Raw genomic sequence first — 17,438 nt, 5'->3', positions numbered from 1 at the left:
CTTGACTTATAAAGAGCCCGGCCTTTTGGTCGGGCTTTTTTTTTGTGTTTTGTCCTACGGTTGGCATATCCGGGATTGAGAGGAGAGTTTGGCCATGGATCTGCGTCTTGTATGGGGCTTGCTGGGATTATCGCTATTGCCGGGGCTGTCTGCCGCCGCGGGCAAGTGCGAGCGCCTGATCGTGACCGGCAGCCCGGACGCGCCGCCGTACCTGTGGCAAGACCCGCAAAACCCCAAGCACCTGATCGGCGCCAGTGCTGATCTGTTGCAGCAAGTGGCGGGGGAGTTGGGCATCAAGGTTGAGCTGCTGTACGCCGGCAAACGCTCCCAGGCCCTGGATGAAGTGCGCAGCGGGCGCATGGACATGCTGGCCGATGCGCCCTTGGCGGTAAATGAGCTGGAAAATCTGGATTACATCCATCCAGCGCTGCTGGAAAACGATTATCTGGTCTGGACTCGCAATGACTCGCTATTGGTCTACAACGAAGCGCAGGACCTTCACGGTCATCCCGGCGCATTGTCGGAAAAGGCTCGAGTGACCCCTTCATTCGGCACTTTTGCCGAACAGCAATTGACCCTTGTGCGCACACCCAATCTGACTCAGGCCTTTCAGAAATTGCTGCTGGGCGAGGTGGAATTTGTCCTCGCCGGCCGCTACTCGGGCATGGCCATGGTGCAAACGCTGGGGATGGCCAATGACTTGATGGCCCACCCACAACCCATCGACAAACCCGGCCTGTACCTCGCGGTTTCCCATAACTCCGCCTGTAACGATCCTTGGTTGCGCGGACAGCTGGCCAAAAAGATGACAGAATTGCCCGCGTCCGGACTGACGGAAGCTGCGTTGCTGCGCAATATCGAGCGTTGGAAAGCGCAAGGCTCACAACAGCAGCCACAACCTGTCAGTACCCCAAAACAGTAGGGATTTTTAGTGAGTATTCGACCTCTTTTCGCTGCCCTGGCCGTTCTGGCTCTGGCGGGTTGTGCAGCCGATCCGGCGCCGAATGAACAAATACGTTTGACCGAACAGGCCCTTGAACAAGCCAAGGCCGTGGGCGCTACCGCCGAGGAAGTGCCGGAGCTGAAACTGGCCCAGGACAAGTTCAACCGTGCCAAGGGCAACATGGCCGACCAGTCCTTCAAGAATGCGCGTATGCGGGCCGAGCAGGCCGAGCTGGACGCGCGCCTGGCCGAAGCCCGGGTCCTGACCCACAAGAGCGAGGAGCAGTTGAACGTGCTCAATACCCGCATCACCCGCCTGCGCAAGCAACTGGGAGATGCCCAATGAATCTGAAGACCAAAGCACTTGGCGGCTTGATCCTGGTCGGCTGCGCAAGCCTTTATGGCTGCGCCGGTCAACACAGCGAAGCCGCGTTGCAGCAGGCCGGCGCCGACTTCCAGAAGGTCAAGGAAGATTCCAACGTGCTGCGCATTGCGCCCAAAGACGTGATCCGCGCCGGCGAGTCCCTGGCCCGCGCCGATCGTCTGTCCAGCTACTGGGGCAGCGGTTCTGACGTGGTGCATTACGCCTACCTGAGCCAGCGCTACAGCGAAATCGCCCGGGAACACACCAATCAGGTACTCAACGAAGAGCGCGCAGCGAAACTCGAACTCGAGCGTCAGCGCCTGCAACTGGCGCTGCGTGAGTCCAAATTGCTCAGCGTGCAGCAACAGGGCAAGTGGCTCGAAGAGCAGATCGTGGCGCTGGCGACCACCCAGACCGACCGTGGTCTGGTGATGACCCTGGGCGATGTGTTGTTCGATACCGGTGAAGCGGAACTGAAGAGCTCGGCGAACCGTGTGGTGCTGAAGATCGTCCAGTTCCTGCAACTCAACCCCAAGCGTGTGGTGCGGATCGAGGGCTACACCGACAGCACCGGCGGTAAACAGGAAAACCTCAAGCTGTCCCGCGACCGTGCGCAATCGGTGGCTGACGTGCTGACGGACCTGGGCATCGACGAAAAGCGCATCCAGGTCGAAGGTTACGGCGATGAATACCCGGTGGACGCCAACGCTTCCGAGCGCGGTCGTGCCCAGAACCGTCGGGTGGAAATTGTATTCTCCGACGAAAAAGGCCAGCTCGGCGCGGCTCGTTAAGGGCTGCGTCACTGGAAAAACCCGGCCTGTTCAGCAGCGCCGGTTTTTTTTGCGCCCGCCAAATGCGTCGTAAAACAGTACAGTTTTTGCTGACACCGCACTGTATGGTCGACTATTGTATTAACTGTCCCAGTACACTTCTAAACTGTTCCGGTATTGTTTCACACAAGAATAAAATGCCCGTGAAATCGAGTGCTGCGTCATGACCAATCTCTTGCTCTATCAACGTATTGCTCAGCAGCTGGCCGAAGACATCCGCCGCGGTGTCTATCAGCCGGGCGAGCGCGTGCCTTCGGTGCGCAAGATGAGTTCGCAGCTCAACGTCAGCCATGCGACGGTGTTGCAGGCCTACGCGAACCTTGAAGATCAAGGGCTGATCCGTGCCCGGCCGCAATCCGGTTACTACGTGCACCAGACGCCCGCCCTGACGGCACCGACCCCGGACATCGCCCGGGTCGAGCGCCCAGGCCTGGTCACCCGCAGCAGCATCATTCAGCAAGTCCTGGTCGAATCCCGCCGCGAAGGTGTGTTCCCGTTGGGCGCGGCTGTACCGAGTGTCGATTATCTGCCGGTGCGGGCACTGCATCAGCAACTGGCCAAGGTCACCCGTTTCCATAGTCCGCGGGCGTTCAGCTACATGTTCAGCCCTGGTTTCGAGCCGTTGCGTCGGCAAGTGGCGATCCGCATGCGCGATGCCGGCGTGGTGGTTGATCCGTCGGAGGTGGTAATCACCCACGGCTGCGTCGATGCGTTGCAGATGTCTCTGCGTGTATTGACCCGGCCGGGCGATCTGATCGCCGCCGAGTCGCCGACCTATTACGGTTTGCTGCAACTGGCCGACCTGCTGGGGCTGAAAGTCATCGAGATCCCCAGCGATCCGGCCACCGGCATGAGCCTCGAAGCCTTGCAATTGGCGGCCAACCAGTGGTCGATCAAGGCACTGGTGCTGACCACGCGCCTGAGCAATCCCTTGGGCGGCACCATGCCCGAAGAGCGGCAGAAACAACTGCTGCGCCTGGCCTCGGATTTCGATATTCAGATTGTCGAAGACGATATTTACGGCGAGCTGATGTTCGAGCAGGGCCGCACCAAATCGCTCAAGGCCTATGACCGGCTGGATCGGGTGATTTATTGCTCCAGCTTCTCCAAAACCCTGTCGCCCGGCGTGCGGATCGGCTGGATGATTGCCGGCAAGTACCAGCAGGAAATTCAGCGCTTGCAGACGTTCAGCACGCATTCGGCCTGCAGTGTCACGCAAATGGGCATTGCGGCCTATCTGGAGAACGGCGGGTACGACCGGCATTTGCGTTACATCCGTCAGGAGTACCGCAAGAACCTCAGCGCTTTCCAACTGGCAGTGCAGCAATACTTCCCGGAAGGTACACAGATGACCCGGCCTACCGGCGGTTTCATTCTGTGGGTCAGTCTGCCGGGGCGGGTCAATACGCAAGAGTTGCATGTGCGTGCGTTGCAGCAGGGCATCAGCATTGCGCCGGGGCTTATTTTCAGTAACACCGAGCAATTCAATCACTGCATTCGCCTGAACTGCGGCATCCCCTGGAACCGCGAGGCCGAGCGTGCATTGATGACGCTGGGGCTGCTGGCGACACAACTGTGTCAGGAGACAACGAGCGGTTTTTGACTTGCCGGGCAGTTATGAACTGCCCGCTTGTCTTGTCGCCTCCAACAGGCGAGCATATAGCTTTCTGCCGTTCGCGCCGTTGGGTCCATGAAACCGATTTTTCCTGCCGCCTGGTTATTGATCTGCCTGTTGATGACTTGTCATGCGGAAGGTGTCATGGCGGCTTCCGTCCAGGAAAAACCGACAGCCGCCGCAACCGCGAAAAAACCGGCGACTGTCATAAAAACCGCTCCGGCCACAAAGAAGGCTGCACCGGTCAAAAAGCGTTCTCCCATTGCTTCCAAGTCGAAACCAGCCAGTGAAGTGGTGAAAACCAAACTCCCTCCCGCCAATCTCGACTTGAGTTTGCCCAAGGATAAGGTCGATGAATTGAAACCGGTCGGCACGGTACCGTTGCCTCGACACGATGCGGTGTTGCCGCAAATGTTCGGTGACAAAAGCAGTCCGTTTCAGCTCAACGGTCGCCTGATCAGCAACGAAATGCAGCTGCAACGGCGCAATGATGAGCGCCGGGATGTTGAAGGCGCGGCGCTGGAATTCGAGTTCAAGCAGTAAATTCCCCCCCTATTCGTGACCCGTGAAACAGACGCTTTGTCGGAGACTGGTCAGTCACGTTCGTTTGAGCGTAAAAACCCGGGCCCGGGTAATTTAAAACAACTGTTTTAGCCGTTACTCTGTGCCACGTCCCTTTAACACATTGCTCGCCACGAGGAGCTTGTCGTCATGAGATGCCGTGAAGGCTGTGGCGCCTGTTGCATTGCCCCTTCCATCAGTTCGCCGATTCCCGGCATGCCCAATGGCAAAGCCGCCGGAGAACGATGCGTACAACTGTCTGCCGATAACCTGTGCAGCATTTTCGGCAAGCCGGAACGTCCCGCGGTGTGTTCGGCATTTGAGGCCGATGTCGAGGTTTGCGGAAGCAGCCGCGACGAAGCGATCAAATTGCTGGGCTGGTGGGAGCAAATGACGGCTGCGTGATGTGTTCAACGAACGGAACTTCAACAATAAGGAATAAGATTATGGGTTCGCTGCATCGTATCGCTGTGCTGTGTGGTTTGACGGTTTTGCTGGCCTCCACAGCCCAGGCCGAAGACTGGAAAACCGCCAAGGATGAAGACGGCATCAAGGTGTCCTTGAGTGAGGTGGCTGGTTCCCAATACAAGGCTTACCGTGGTGTAACGGTGATGAAGACCACCATGGCCAAACTGCGTGCATTGCAGGAAGACGTTCCGGGAGCCTGCGCCTGGATTCACGAGTGCAAGGTCCAGAAGCTGCTCAAGCATGAAGGCAACCAGAGCTGGACCTACACTCAGTTCAATACACCGTGGCCGGTGACTTCTCGCGATTCGGTATTGCATGTCACCACCGTTGACGGCGCCGATGGCAGCCTGACCCGCGAGCTGGAAGGGCAGCCGAAGTACCTTCCGGAAGAAAAAGGTTTTGTACGGGTTGCCCAGGTCAAGGGTTTCTGGAAGTTCGTGCCCAAAGGCGATCAAGTCGAAGTGACATATCAGGTCCACACCGATCCAGGCGGCAGCGTGCCGTCGTGGTTGGCCAACAAGTTTGTGGTCGATGCGCCGTTCAATACTCTCAAAGCCCTGAAAGAACGCGCCGAGAAGTAACCGCGTATCCAGTTGATACGACCTGTTGAACAACGCCCCGATTTGATCGCAATACCGTTCACTTAGAGAGTCTTGAGTCAGAGAAACCTGTGGCGAGGGAGCTTGCTCCCGCTTGAGTGCGTAGCACTCACAAAAATCGGCAATGGTTGTCAGATTTTTGGGGCCGCTACGCAGCCCAGCGCGAGCAAGCTCGCTCGCCACAAAGGTAGGCATGACTGAAGAGTGCGTTAAGTGAACAGCATTGCGATTTGATCGGGGCGTTTGCGTTTTTTACCAAGGGCTGGCTTTATTTTGTTTCCGGATATGCGTTGAACAAAATTTTCACAAAGTCTCCAAGACAATTCACTCTCGCCTCAACGAGTCAACCCCGCAACTCTGCGCCACGCCCCTTGTCCCAGAGCGCTACAAGCGACAGTTGGGCTGCCGGACAGTAATCAATGGCAATGCCGCGGTTGATCGTGCAACATTTGCGCACCGCGCACGCCCCGGGGCCGAGGATGGCCAACAGAGGGCAAGGCGCCGCTGTATTTTTGAAACTTCAACTTCCAATGGGTCCTAAAACGACATGGCAAACCCGGACGCCCTGAATCAGCAGCGAGCTTCTAGTCGCCTGCTGCAACCGACCGTCAAATCGCATCTGGCCTACACACTGTTGTGCGCCCTGATCATGATGGTCATGTTCAGCCTGCTGCGCGTCGCGCTGCTGGTCTACAACCGCTCGATGATCCTCGACACACCGGCTTCGACCTTCCTGGAAGCGTTCGCCAATGGCCTGCGTTTCGACTTGCGCCTGGTGGTTTACCTCAGCGTTCCGCTGCTGCTGGCCCTGTTCAGCGCCCGGGCCATGGCGGCCCGCGGGTTCTTCCGGCTCTGGTTGACCGTTGCCTCGAGCATCGCGCTGTTCCTCGGCCTGATGGAGATGGACTTTTACCGCGAGTTCCACCAGCGCCTCAACGGCCTGGTCTTCCAGTATGTGAAAGAAGACCCGAAAACCGTGATGAGCATGCTCTGGTACGGTTTCCCGGTAGTTCGCTATCTGTTGGCCTGGGCCGTGGGCACGTTGATTCTGACCCTGGCGTTCAAGGGCGCCGACCGCGCCACGCGTCCTCGCGGGCCGTTCAGTGGTGGCAGCATTGGCACGCGCCAGGTCGCTCCGTGGTATGTGCGCGGCGTAGTGTTCGTGGTCTGCCTGATGGTCTGTGTGGTCGCGGCGCGTGGCACCCTGCGCCAGGGCCCGCCGCTGCGTTGGGGTGACGTCTACACCACCGACTCGAACTTCGCCAACCAGTTGGGCCTCAACGGCACGCTGTCGCTGATCGCCGCGGCCAAGAGCCGGATGTCCGAAGATCGCGACAATATCTGGAAGGCAACGCTGCCACAGCCGCAAGCTCAGCAAATCGTACGTGACATGCTGGTGATGCCGGACGAAAAACTGGTGGATGCCGATATCGCAGCGGTGCGTCGCGATTACATGCCGCCGGCCGACAAGACCCTGCCGATCAAGAACGTCGTCGTGATCCTGATGGAAAGCATGGCCGGTCACTCGGTGGGGGCCTTGGGCGCACCGGGCAACATCACGCCGTATCTCGACAAACTGTCGAAAGAAGGCCTGCTGTTCGATCGCTTCTTCTCCAACGGGACGCATACCCACCAGGGTATGTTCGCCACCATGGCCTGCTTCCCGAACCTGCCGGGTTTCGAATACCTGATGCAGACCCCGGAAGGCAGCCACAAGTTGTCCGGCCTGCCGCAGCTGCTCAGCGCACGTAATTACGGCGACGTGTATGTCTACAACGGCGATTTCGCCTGGGACAACCAGTCGGGTTTCTTCAGCAACCAGGGCATGACCAACTTCATTGGTCGTAACGACTTCGTGAACCCGGTGTTCTCCGATCCGACCTGGGGCGTGTCCGACCAGGACATGTTCGACCGTGGTTTGGTAGAGCTCAAGGCGCGGGCGAACGGCAAGCCGTTCTATGCGTTGCTGCAAACCCTGTCCAACCACACGCCATATGCCTTGCCGACACCATTGCCGGTTGAGCGTGTAACCGATCGCGGCAGCCTGAACGAGCATTTGACCGCCATGCGTTACGCGGACTGGGCAGTGGGTCAATTCTTTGAAAAGGCCCGCAAGGAGCCGTACTTCAAGGAAACCCTGTTTGTCATCGTTGGCGACCATGGTTTTGGCAACGAGCGTCAGATCACCGAAATGGACCTGGGCCGCTTCAACGTGCCGATGTTGATGATCGCACCGGGCATCCAGGAAAAGTTCGGCCAGCGTGACCACACCGTGGGCACCCAGATCGACATCGTGCCGACCATCATGGGCCGTATTGGTGGCGAAGTGCGTCATCAGTGCTGGGGACGCGACCTGCTCAACCTGCCTGAAGGCGACACCGGTTTTGGTGTGATCAAGCCGTCGGGTAGCGAGCAGACCACCGCCATCGTCACAGCTGACCAGATCCTGGTGCTGCCGAAAGAAAAGGAAATGGCGCCGAAGATGTACCAGTACGAACTGGGTGCGACGCCTCACGCCGAGATCGTTCCGGATGCTCCGCGTACAGCTGAGCTGAAACTCAAGCTCGAAGCGTTCCTGCAAACGGCGACCAAGAGCCTGCTCGATAACACCGCCGGTGTGGTTAACGGCAAACCGGACTAAGTTTTTCCGGAATACAAAAGAGGCCCTTCGCAGGGCCTCTTTTTTTTTTGCCGGTAAAATTTTTAAATCTTGCCAAGCAACAGCAGGATCAACAGCACCACCAACACCGTGCCGATGATACCGGACGGGCCGTAACCCCAACTTCTGGAGTGCGGGAAGACCGGCAAACCACCTATCAGCAACAGGATAAGAATAACGATAAGAATTGTGCCCATGTCTATTTCCTTGCTGGAAGCATTGTGGATTTGACTTGGCGTTTCAGCCGTTCAGCTGGACTGTATTAATCCGCGCTGCATACAAAATCCGACTCGCGGCAATGAAAAATAATTCCAAGTATTTTTAGTGTTTTTGGAAGGTACGCTTATTTCTTTGACGGCGTTTCGAAGTTGAAACAACCGGACCGCGCCGTGGTTCATCGCTGGCCATTCAGCACTCTGATGGAGCGTGGGTCGCGCATTATCCTTCGCTACACTCGGTGCATCTTCCCCGGAACAACAAGGCTGTTTGCTATGCAAAATCGCATGATGATCACTGGCGCGGGCTCAGGCCTGGGTCGCGAAATCGCACTGCGCTGGGCGCGTGAAGGCTGGCAACTGGCCTTGTCGGATGTCAGTGAGCCCGGCCTGCAGGAAACCCTCAAGTTGGTGCGCGAAGCCGGTGGTGACGGCTTCATTCAGCGCTGCGATGTACGCGACTACAGCCAACTGACCGCCTTTGCCCAGGCCTGCGAAGAGAAACTCGGCGGTATCGATGTCATCGTCAACAATGCCGGTGTGGCCTCGGGCGGGTTCTTCAGTGAACTGTCGCTTGAGGACTGGGATTGGCAAATCGCGATCAACCTGATGGGCGTGGTCAAGGGCTGCAAGGCCTTCCTGCCGCTGCTGGAGAAAAGCAAAGGCAAGATCATCAACATCGCCTCGATGGCAGCGCTGATGCAAGGCCCGGCCATGAGCAACTACAACGTGGCCAAGGCGGGTGTAGTGGCGTTGTCCGAAAGTTTGCTGATTGAACTGGCCCACGAGGAAGTCAGCGTGCATGTAGTTTGCCCGTCGTTCTTCCAGACCAATCTGCTGGACTCCTTCCGTGGCCCGACCCCGGCCATGAAAGCGCAGGTTGGCAAATTGCTGGAAAGCTCGCCGATCACCGCTGCAGACATTGCCGAATACATCTATCAGCAGGTCGCCGCTGGCGAATTCTTGATCCTGCCTCACGAACAGGGCCGTATGGCCTGGGCGATCAAACAGAAAGACCCGCAATTGCTCTACAACGAAATGACTGTGATGGCCGACAAAATGCGCGCCAAGGCCAAACAAAACGCAGGCTGAACTTGCCCGTGCGCAACACCGTCGTTAGGGTGGCCGCAATCGGTCATCCTCACGAGACGTTTGCATGCTCAATTACCTGTGGTTTTTCCTCGCCGCGCTGTTCGAAATCGCCGGCTGCTTCGCTTTCTGGATGTGGCTGCGCCAGGGTAAAAGCGTGTGGTGGGTCATCCCGGCCTTGCTCAGCCTGACGTTGTTCGCACTGCTGCTGACCCGTGTCGAAGCGAGCTACGCCGGTCGCGCCTATGCCGCCTACGGTGGCATCTACATCATTGCCTCGATTGGTTGGCTGGCGGTGGTCGAGCGGATTCGACCACTGGGCTCGGACTGGATCGGCGTGGCGCTGTGTGTACTCGGGGCGAGTGTCATTTTGTTTGGTCCGCGCCTTACCGCTTCCTGACGGATCGGTCCTTCATTCAAGCGGTTTGTCGGACACGTCCGTCAGGGTGATGCAGCCTGCATTGTAGGGCGGGACTGTTTTGCGGTCGTTGCATTGAAGACCCGCTCTGCGCCGGGCATCTTCAGGGGCCGGTAACCCTGAAGGATGAATGCCATGCTTGTACTCAGTCGCGTTGTGGGCGAATTGATATCCATTGGTGACAACATTTCCGTGCGGGTGCTCGCCGTCAACGGAAGCAGTGTGCGCTTCGGTGTTGAAGCGCCACAGCAAGTCAACGTACACCGCGCCGAAGTCTACGAGCGCATCCAGATCAAACAGGCAAAAGCCAAAGTTCGTTGACTCAGTCGAACAGGTGCTTGGGCACATCGTGCTTGAGCATCAACTGGCATTGCTCGCTTTCCGGATCGAAGACGATCAGCGCCTGGCCCTTGGTCAATGCCTGACGGACACGCAACACACGGGTTTCCAGCGGCGTGTCATCGCCGTTGTCCGTGCCGTCACGGGTCACGAAATCCTCGATCAGGCGGGTCAGGGTGTCGACTTCAAGTTGGTCGTGGGGGATCAGCATAAGGCACCTCGGTTAAACATTGGCGCGATGCTACGGCGGATATGAACACATCACCAGTGTTCGCCTCAGCTTTCTGTGCGCAGGCCAACGAGGCTATCCACCGACGGCACCCGCGTATCGCTTTCCATCTGCGTCTCGTGCTCGATCTGGTGACTGAACCGGTCCAGTGATCCTGTGGCCGGTTGTGCATCGCTGGCGAATACCGGTGGGCTGAGGATGTAGGCGCCGAGCAGGCGGCTGAGGGCGGCGAGGCTGTCGATGTGGGTGCGTTCGTAGCCGTGGGTGGCGTCGCAACCGAAGGCCAGCAGGGCGGTGCGAATGTCGTGGCCGGCGGTGACGGCCGAGTGAGCATCGCTGAAGTAATAGCGAAACAGGTCCCGACGCGCCGGCAGTTCGTTGTCAGCGGCCAGGCGCAGCAGATGTCGCGACAGGTGATAGTCATAAGGCCCGCCGGAATCCTGCATCGCCACGCTCACCGCGTGTTCGCTGGAGTGCTGGCCGGGTGCGACCGGCGCGATGTCGATGCCGACGAATTCGCTGACATCCCAGGGCAGGGCAGCCGCCGCACCGCTGCCGGTTTCTTCGGTGATGGTGAACAGCGGATGGCAGTCGATCATCAACTCTTCACCGCTGTCGACAATCGCTTTCAGTGCCGCCAGCAGTGCGGCAACGCCGGCCTTGTCATCGAGGTGACGGGCGCTGATGTGGCCGCTTTCGGTGAATTCCGGCAACGGGTCGAAGGCGACGAAATCGCCGACGCTGATCCCCAGCGAATCGCAATCGGCGCGGGTCGCGCAATAGGCGTCCAGGCGCAATTCGATGTGATCCCAGCTGATCGGCATTTCATCCACGGCGGTGTTGAACGCGTGCCCGGAAGCCATCAGCGGCAACACGCTTCCGCGGATCACACCGTTGTCGGTGAACAGGCTGACGCGGCTGCCCTCGGCAAAACGGCTGGACCAGCAGCCGACTGGCGCCAGGGTCAGGCGCCCGTTGTCCTTGATCGCGCGAACCGCCGCGCCAATGGTATCCAGGTGAGCGGAGACCGCACGGTCCGGGCTGTTCTTCTTGCCCTTGAGGGTAGCGCGGATGGTGCCGCGACGGGTCATTTCAAAGGGAATGCCCAGTTCTTCAAGGCGCTCGGCGACGTACCGCACGATGGTGTCGGTGAACCCGGTGGGGCTGGGAATGGCGAGCATTTCCAGCAGGACTTTTTGCAGGTAATTGAGATCCGGTTCGGGAATTTTGCTGGTCATGGAAACTCCTGATGGGGTGAGAGCTGATCGTTCCCACGCTCTGCGTGGGAATGACTCTTCGGACGCGCAGCAATCGCTTGGGACGCAGAGCGTCCCTGGCTGCGTTCCCACGCAGAGCGTGGGAACGATCATGGGGCCGGGCAGTACATCACTAAGAGACTGCCGGCTGACTATGCGCAAACAACAAATCCACAAACCGCTCGGCCGTCGGTTGCGGTTCATGGTTGGCCAGGCCGGCGCGTTCATTGGCTTCGATAAACACGTACTCCGGCTGGTCGGCGGCCGGCACCATCAGGTCGAGCCCGACCATCGGAATATCCAGCGCCCGTGCCGCGCGCACCGCCGCATCCACCAGGGCTGGATGCAGAATCGCCGTGACGTCTTCAAGGATGCCGCCGGTATGAAGATTCGCCGTGCGCCGTACGAACAAGTGCTCGCCGGCCGGCAGAATACTGCCGTAGTCATAACCCGCCGCCTGCAAGGTGCGTTGAGTTTCCTGATCCAGCGGGATTTTGCTTTCACCGCTGGTCGCTGCCTGACGGCGACGGCTCTGGGCCTCGATCAGCGCGCCGATGGAATGCTGACCATCGCCCACCACTTCCGCCGGCCGGCGAATGGCGGCCGCGATCACCTCGAAACCGATCACCAGAATCCGCAAATCGAGGCCTTCGTGAAAACTTTCCAGCAGCACTCGACTGTCGAATGCACGGGCGTTCTCGATGGCTTGCTGGACCTCCTCGATGCTGCGTAAATCCACCGCTACCCCTTGGCCCTGTTCACCGTCCAGCGGTTTGACCACCACCCGTTCGTGCTCGTCGAGAAACGCCAGGTTGTCGTCCGCGCTCCCCGCCAGTTGTTGGGCGGGCAGTTTGAGGCCGGCATTTTTCAGCACCTTGTGAGTCAGGCTTTTGTCCTGGCACAAGGTCATGCTGATGGCGCTGGTCAGATCGCTCAAGGATTCGCGGCAACGCACCCGGCGACTGCCGTGAATCAAGGTGAACAGACCGGCTTGCGCGTCATCCACCTGCACCTCAATACCGCGCCGATGAGCCTCTTCGACGATGATCCGCGCATACGGATTGAACTCGGCTTCGGGGCCGGGGCCGAGAAACAACGGCTGGTTGATGCCGTTCTTGCGCTTGATCGCAAACGTCGACAAGTTGCGAAAACCGAGCTTGGCGTAAAGACTCTTCGCCTGACGGTTGTTGTGCAGCACCGACAGGTCCAGGTAACTCAGCCCACGGCTCATGAAGTGTTCGATCAAGTGCCGCACCAGCACTTCACCGACGCCTGGGCGGGAACATTGCGGATCCACCGCCAGGCACCACAGGCTGCTGCCGTTCTCCGGATCATTGAATGCCTTGTGGTGATTGAGGCCCATGACGCTGCCGATAATCGCGCCGCTGTCCTCGTCTTCGGCCAGCCAGTAAACCGGGCCGCCCTGATGATGGGGGGTCAGCAAACCTGCATCGATCGGCAGCATGCCGCGGGCCTGATACAGCTGATTGATCGCCTGCCAGTCCGCCTCGCTTTGCGCCCGACGGATACGGAAACCGCGAAACACCCGGGTGGCCTGACGGTAATCGCTGAACCACAGGCGCAAGGTGTCGGACGGGTCGAGAAACAGTTGCACCGGTTCCAACCCCAGCACTTGCTGGGGGGCGGCGACGTACAAGGCGATGTCCCGTTCACCGGGCTGCTCATTGAGCAACTCTTGGGCGAGGCTCGCCGCATCGGGAAAGGTATGGCCGATCAGCAACCGGCCCCAACCGCAATGCACGGCGATGGGCGCGGCGCTCAATGCACTGCCGTCTTCGGCCAGGCGTGCCTGCAAGCGTTCGTAGGAGGGTGCCTGACCGCGCAACAAGCGTTGGCTGTAAGCCGTGGCGTGGGGTTTCATCGATCAGATTCCTTGTTCACTGAGCCACAGGTTCAGGGCCGCCAATTGCCACAGCTTGGAGCCGCGCAACGGGGTCAGTTGACCTTGCGGATCGGTCAGCAGGCGGTCGAGCATGGCGGGGTTGAACAGGCCGCGATCCTGACTCGGATCGAGCAGCAGTTCCCGCACCCAGTTCAGCGTGTCGCCCTGCAAATGCTTGAGACCTGGCACCGGAAAGTAGCCTTTTTTGCGGTCGATCACTTCGCTTGGAATGACCAGCCGCGCCGCTTCCTTCAGGACTTGCTTGCCACCATCAGGCAGTTTGAATTTGCCCGGCACCCGTGCCGACAACTCCACCAGGCGATAGTCGAGAAACGGCGTGCGCGCTTCCAGGCCCCAGGCCATGGTCATGTTGTCGACCCGTTTGACCGGGTCGTCCACCAGCATCACGGTGCTGTCCAGGCGCAGGGCTTTGTCCACCGCCGCGTCGGCACCGGGTTGGGCGAAATGCTCTTTCACGAAGTCGCCGGCCGCGTCGTTGGCTGTCAGCCATTTAGGCTGCACCGTGGCGGCGTAATCGGCGTAGCTGCGGTCGAAAAACGCATCGCGATACGCCGCATACGGATTGCTCGCGCCGTCCACCTGCGGATACCAGTGATACCCGGCGAACAACTCATCCGCGCCCTGGCCGCTCTGCACCACTTTGCAATGCTTGGCCACTTCCCGCGATAGCAGGTAGAAGGCGATGCAGTCATGGCTGACCATCGGCTCGCTCATGGCGCGGAACGCCGCAGGCAGGCGCTCGATGATCTCTAGTTCGTCGATACGCAGTTGGTGATGCCGGGTGCCGTAGTGTTTGGCGATCAGGTCCGAGTACTGAAATTCATCACCGCGCTCGCCGCCGGCATCCTGGAAACCGATGGAAAAGGTCGACAAGTCTTCGACCCCGACTTCGCGCAACAGCCCCACCAACAGACTCGAATCGACGCCACCCGAGAGCAGCACACCGACATCCACCGCCGCCCGTTGACGGATCGCCACCGCTTCACGGGTGCTGTCGAGCACGCGATCGCGCCAGTCTTCGAGGGTCAGATTCAGTTCGTCGGCATGTGGGCCGTAGGGCAGGGTCCACCAGGTTTTCTGCTCGGTGGTGCCGTCCGCTTCGATGCGCATCCAGCTCGCCGGCGGCAGTTTCTCAATGCCCGCCAGCAAGGTGCGCGGGGCCGGGACCACCGCGTGGAAGTTCAAGTAATGATTGAGCGCCACCGGATCGAGAATCGGGTTGATGTCGCCGCCCTTGAGCAATGCCGGCAGGGCCGAGGCAAAGCGCAGGCGCTGGCCGGTGCGCGACAGGTACAGCGGCTTCACACCGAGACGGTCGCGGGCAATGAACAGACGCTGGGTGTCACGCTCCCAAATGGCGAAGGCGAACATGCCGTTGAGCTTGGGCAACAGCGCTTCACCCCAGGCGTGATAGCCCTTGAGCAACACTTCGGTGTCGCCGCTGGAATAGAAGGCATAACCGAGGCTTTCCAGCTCGGTGCGCAGTTCCGGGAAGTTGTAGATTGCGCCGTTGAAGGCCAGGGACAGGCCCAGTTGATGGTCGATCATCGGCTGTGCCGAGCCGTCCGACAGGTCCATGATTTTCAGGCGCCGATGACCGAGGGCAATCGGGCCTTGGCTGTGGAAGCCCCACGCATCAGGGCCGCGAGGGGCCAGGTGATGGGTGATTCGTTCAATGGCTGCGAGGTCCGCAGGTTGATGGTCGAAACGTAATTCTCCAGCTAATCCGCACATAAGTCCTTACCGGTTTTTCCGTTGGGGAGGGGCAATCGATACCCGCCAAAAAACGGCGGGTACCCGAAAACTGACCCGGCTGAATCCCTGGAGTTTTAGACCGATAAGTTATAAGTCTGCGTGTCAGACTTTTCCGCGGATCAACTGGCGCAAGGCAAAACGGTTGGGGTGGCAGGCTTCGGCCACGGTTTTGGGCAAGGGCAAAGGCTCGTTCTCAAGCCATGCCGCCAGCAGCTCGCCAGACAATGGCGCGGTGATCAAACCGCGAGAGCCATGACCGCTGTTGACGTAAAACCCATCGAGCCACGGGCAGGGCACATCGGGCACTTGCCGGGCATCTTTGCTCAGCGCGGCATAGGCATTGGCGAAGCTGGCCTGGTCGGCCAGTGGTCCGACGATCGGCAAGTAATCCGGGCTGGTGCAACGGAACGCCGCGCGCCCTGCAAGCTGTTGCGGGTCCAGGTCTTGAACATGCAGACGGGTGACCAAGTCGGTGGAGATTTCTTCGAGCAACGCCAGGTTGCCGAGGTGTTCGGCGACGGTCGGGGCCAGATCGTCACTCTTGAAATCGAAGCTGGCGCCAAGCGTGTGTTCGCCGAGGCGCGCGGGTGCCACATAGCCTTCGGCGCAGACGACGGTTGCCAGGCTCTGGCTTTCCGGGGTTTGCGCCAGTCGGGTGATCTGGCCGCGAATGCGTTTGAGGGGCAGCTCGGCGCTCTGGGGAAAACGCTTGATCTCGGCGGCGCCGGCCAGAATCACCACGGGCGCGCTGGCCAGCAGTGTCTCGCCGTCCCAGGCCTGCCATTGATCCTCCACCTTGCGCAGTTCCAGCACCTCGCGATGGGGCAGCCACTGAATGTTCGTTGAAGACGCCTGCCACTGGCACAACGCAGGAGGATGAACCCAGCCGCCTTCGGGGAAGAACAGGCCGCCGTGCTGCAGTTCGATGCCGGCCCGGGCCTGTGCTTGCGGTTGATCGAGCAGGTGTACCAGGCCTGGCGAAAAAGCCGCGGCCAATTGCGCCTGACGTTCGGCTTCCTTGGCATTGAAGGCCAGTTGCAAGACCCCGCAATCGTCCCAGTCGACGCCGCGCTGCAATTGTTCCAGCAGGCGCCGGGTGTAACCAAAACCGCTGACGATCAATTGCGACAACGCCGTGCCATGGGCCGAAAGCTTGAGGTACAGCACGCCTTGAGGATTGCCCGAGGCTTCCTGCGCCAATGCATCGTGGCGCTCCAGCAGGCTCACTTGCCAACCCCGCGCGGAGAGACTGGCGGCGCTGGCGCAACCGGCCAGCCCGGCACCGATCACCAGGGCGCGGCGCTCGCCGGGCAGCGGGGTTGGGCGAGCGAACCACGGTTTAGTTGCGGCCGGTTTAGCGGTCTCTTCAGGCCAGCCGAGGAAGGTGCCCCGCAGGATCTCCCATTTGTGGCCGATGCCTGGCGTGCGTTTCATCTTGAAGCCCGCCGCGTTCAGCAGGCGGCGCACCCAACCGGTGCTGGTGAAGGTGCTGATGGTCGAGCCGGGTGCCGCCAGACGGGCCAGTTCTGCAAACAGTTCGGCGGTCCACATGTCGGGGTTTTTCGCCGGAGCAAAACCGTCGAGAAACCAGGCGTCGATCTGCGCGTCCAGTTGCGGCAACTGCTCCAGCACATCGCCGATCAGCAAGGTCAGGGTGACGTGGCCGTTGCCCAGCACCAGCCGCTGAAAGCCCTGATGGATAGCCACGTATTGCGCCAGCAGTTGATCGGCGAACGGCTTGAGCTCCGGCCATAACGCCAGCGCCCGTTGCAGGTCGGGGGCGCTCAGCGGGTACTTTTCGACACTGACAAAATGCAGCCGCGCACCGGCCACTGCGTGTTGTTCGAACAACTGCCAGGCACAGAGGAAATTCAGCCCGGTGCCGAAACCGGTCTCGCCAATCACCAGTCGCCCACCCGCCGGCAATGCGGCGAAGCGGTTGCGCAAATCGTTTTGCTCCAGAAACACGTAGCGGGTTTCTTCAAGGCCCGACTGGTCGGAAAAATACACATCATCGAACACCCGCGAGCGCGGGCGACCTTGGTCGTCCCAGTCAAGCTGGGCGTGGGGCAATACAGGTTTCATGGCAGGCTCGGCAACGGCAAGGTGGGCATTCTAGCCGATCGCCAACGGGGTGCTTGATCCATGGCAAGTGCCACATTGGGGAGGCAGGGA

At 59.8% G+C, this 17,438-nt stretch carries 17 protein-coding genes; 11 read left to right on the top strand and 6 right to left on the bottom strand.

The features are described from left to right. Window positions 1–94 precede the first annotated feature (94 nt). From AC1RO5_RS18545 to AC1RO5_RS18510, 8 genes are all read left to right on the top strand, one after another. Window positions 95–922, top strand: coding sequence for a substrate-binding periplasmic protein (locus tag AC1RO5_RS18545; RefSeq protein ID WP_493176802.1), 828 nt, complete (start codon window positions 95–97; stop codon window positions 920–922). Between the two features lie 9 nt (window positions 923–931). After that, complete coding sequence (locus tag AC1RO5_RS18540) at window positions 932–1,288, top strand: DUF4398 domain-containing protein (RefSeq protein WP_018929885.1); 357 nt, start codon at window positions 932–934, stop codon at window positions 1,286–1,288. After that, window positions 1,285–2,097 (top strand): OmpA family protein, encoded by an 813-nt coding sequence (locus AC1RO5_RS18535; protein WP_493176800.1) that lies wholly within the window; start codon window positions 1,285–1,287, stop codon window positions 2,095–2,097. Before AC1RO5_RS18540 ends, AC1RO5_RS18535 begins: the two co-directional genes overlap by 4 nt. Window positions 2,098–2,299: 202 nt before the next feature. Next, the gene (locus AC1RO5_RS18530; RefSeq protein WP_018929883.1) at window positions 2,300–3,739 is read left to right on the top strand and encodes an aminotransferase-like domain-containing protein; all 1,440 of its coding nucleotides are present in this window, start codon (window positions 2,300–2,302) and stop codon (window positions 3,737–3,739) included. Window positions 3,740–3,826: 87 nt separating this feature from the next. Continuing rightward, the gene (locus AC1RO5_RS18525) at window positions 3,827–4,294 is read left to right on the top strand and encodes a translation initiation factor 2 (RefSeq protein WP_493176798.1); all 468 of its coding nucleotides are present in this window, start codon (window positions 3,827–3,829) and stop codon (window positions 4,292–4,294) included. 168 nt (window positions 4,295–4,462) lie between these two features. After that, window positions 4,463–4,717, top strand: a complete 255-nt coding sequence (locus tag AC1RO5_RS18520; protein ID WP_007942053.1) for a YkgJ family cysteine cluster protein — start codon at window positions 4,463–4,465, stop codon at window positions 4,715–4,717. A 41-nt stretch (window positions 4,718–4,758) separates the two neighbouring features. Then, window positions 4,759–5,361, top strand: a complete 603-nt coding sequence (locus AC1RO5_RS18515; protein WP_413694678.1) for an START domain-containing protein — start codon at window positions 4,759–4,761, stop codon at window positions 5,359–5,361. Between the two features lie 565 nt (window positions 5,362–5,926). Then, window positions 5,927–8,020, top strand: a complete 2,094-nt coding sequence (locus AC1RO5_RS18510) for an LTA synthase family protein (protein ID WP_493176796.1) — start codon at window positions 5,927–5,929, stop codon at window positions 8,018–8,020. Window positions 8,021–8,082: 62 nt separating this feature from the next. Here the strand turns inward: AC1RO5_RS18510 and AC1RO5_RS18505 are convergent, their stop codons facing one another. Continuing rightward, a complete protein-coding gene (locus AC1RO5_RS18505) occupies window positions 8,083–8,241 on the bottom strand; it encodes a DUF3309 family protein (RefSeq protein WP_177324963.1) in 159 nt (52 codons plus the stop codon). Window positions 8,242–8,529: 288 nt separating this feature from the next. Between AC1RO5_RS18505 and AC1RO5_RS18500 the strand changes: the two genes are divergently transcribed. The 3 genes from AC1RO5_RS18500 (at window position 8,530) to csrA (ending at window position 10,081) form a co-directional block, all read left to right on the top strand. Further along, on the top strand, window positions 8,530–9,345 hold the full coding sequence (locus AC1RO5_RS18500) for an SDR family oxidoreductase (RefSeq protein WP_493176794.1): 816 nt from the start codon (window positions 8,530–8,532) through the stop codon (window positions 9,343–9,345). 64 nt (window positions 9,346–9,409) lie between these two features. After that, window positions 9,410–9,742 carry a YnfA family protein gene (locus AC1RO5_RS18495; RefSeq protein WP_493176793.1) on the top strand — a complete coding sequence of 111 codons (333 nt, stop codon included), beginning with the start codon at window positions 9,410–9,412 and terminating at the stop codon, window positions 9,740–9,742. A gap of 153 nt (window positions 9,743–9,895) precedes the next feature. Continuing rightward, window positions 9,896–10,081 (top strand): carbon storage regulator CsrA, encoded by a 186-nt coding sequence (csrA, locus tag AC1RO5_RS18490; RefSeq protein WP_007942062.1) that lies wholly within the window; start codon window positions 9,896–9,898, stop codon window positions 10,079–10,081. A 1-nt stretch (window position 10,082) separates the two neighbouring features. Here the strand turns inward: csrA and AC1RO5_RS18485 are convergent, their stop codons facing one another. From AC1RO5_RS18485 to mnmC, 5 genes are all read right to left on the bottom strand, one after another. After that, window positions 10,083–10,310 (bottom strand): YheU family protein, encoded by a 228-nt coding sequence (locus AC1RO5_RS18485; RefSeq protein WP_003199186.1) that lies wholly within the window; start codon window positions 10,308–10,310, stop codon window positions 10,083–10,085. Between the two features lie 65 nt (window positions 10,311–10,375). Next, window positions 10,376–11,566: an osmoprotectant NAGGN system M42 family peptidase gene (locus AC1RO5_RS18480; RefSeq protein ID WP_493176791.1), complete on the bottom strand. Its 1,191-nt coding sequence runs from the start codon at window positions 11,564–11,566 to the stop codon at window positions 10,376–10,378. A 151-nt stretch (window positions 11,567–11,717) separates the two neighbouring features. Next, complete coding sequence (gene ngg / locus AC1RO5_RS18475) at window positions 11,718–13,466, bottom strand: N-acetylglutaminylglutamine synthetase (protein ID WP_493176789.1); 1,749 nt, start codon at window positions 13,464–13,466, stop codon at window positions 11,718–11,720. Between the two features lie 3 nt (window positions 13,467–13,469). Next, window positions 13,470–15,242, bottom strand: a complete 1,773-nt coding sequence (locus AC1RO5_RS18470; protein ID WP_493176788.1) for an N-acetylglutaminylglutamine amidotransferase — start codon at window positions 15,240–15,242, stop codon at window positions 13,470–13,472. Window positions 15,243–15,365: 123 nt separating this feature from the next. Next, window positions 15,366–17,348, bottom strand: coding sequence for a bifunctional tRNA (5-methylaminomethyl-2-thiouridine)(34)-methyltransferase MnmC2/FAD-dependent 5-carboxymethylaminomethyl-2-thiouridine(34) oxidoreductase MnmC1 (gene mnmC / locus AC1RO5_RS18465; protein ID WP_493176786.1), 1,983 nt, complete (start codon window positions 17,346–17,348; stop codon window positions 15,366–15,368). Between the last annotated feature and the right edge of the window lie 90 nt (window positions 17,349–17,438).

The sequence above is a fragment of the Pseudomonas sp. GW822-FHT02G04 genome (assembly GCF_058802085.1).
The sequence above is the reverse complement of the archived record's forward strand: the minus strand, read 5'-3'. Positions and strand labels throughout refer to the sequence as shown.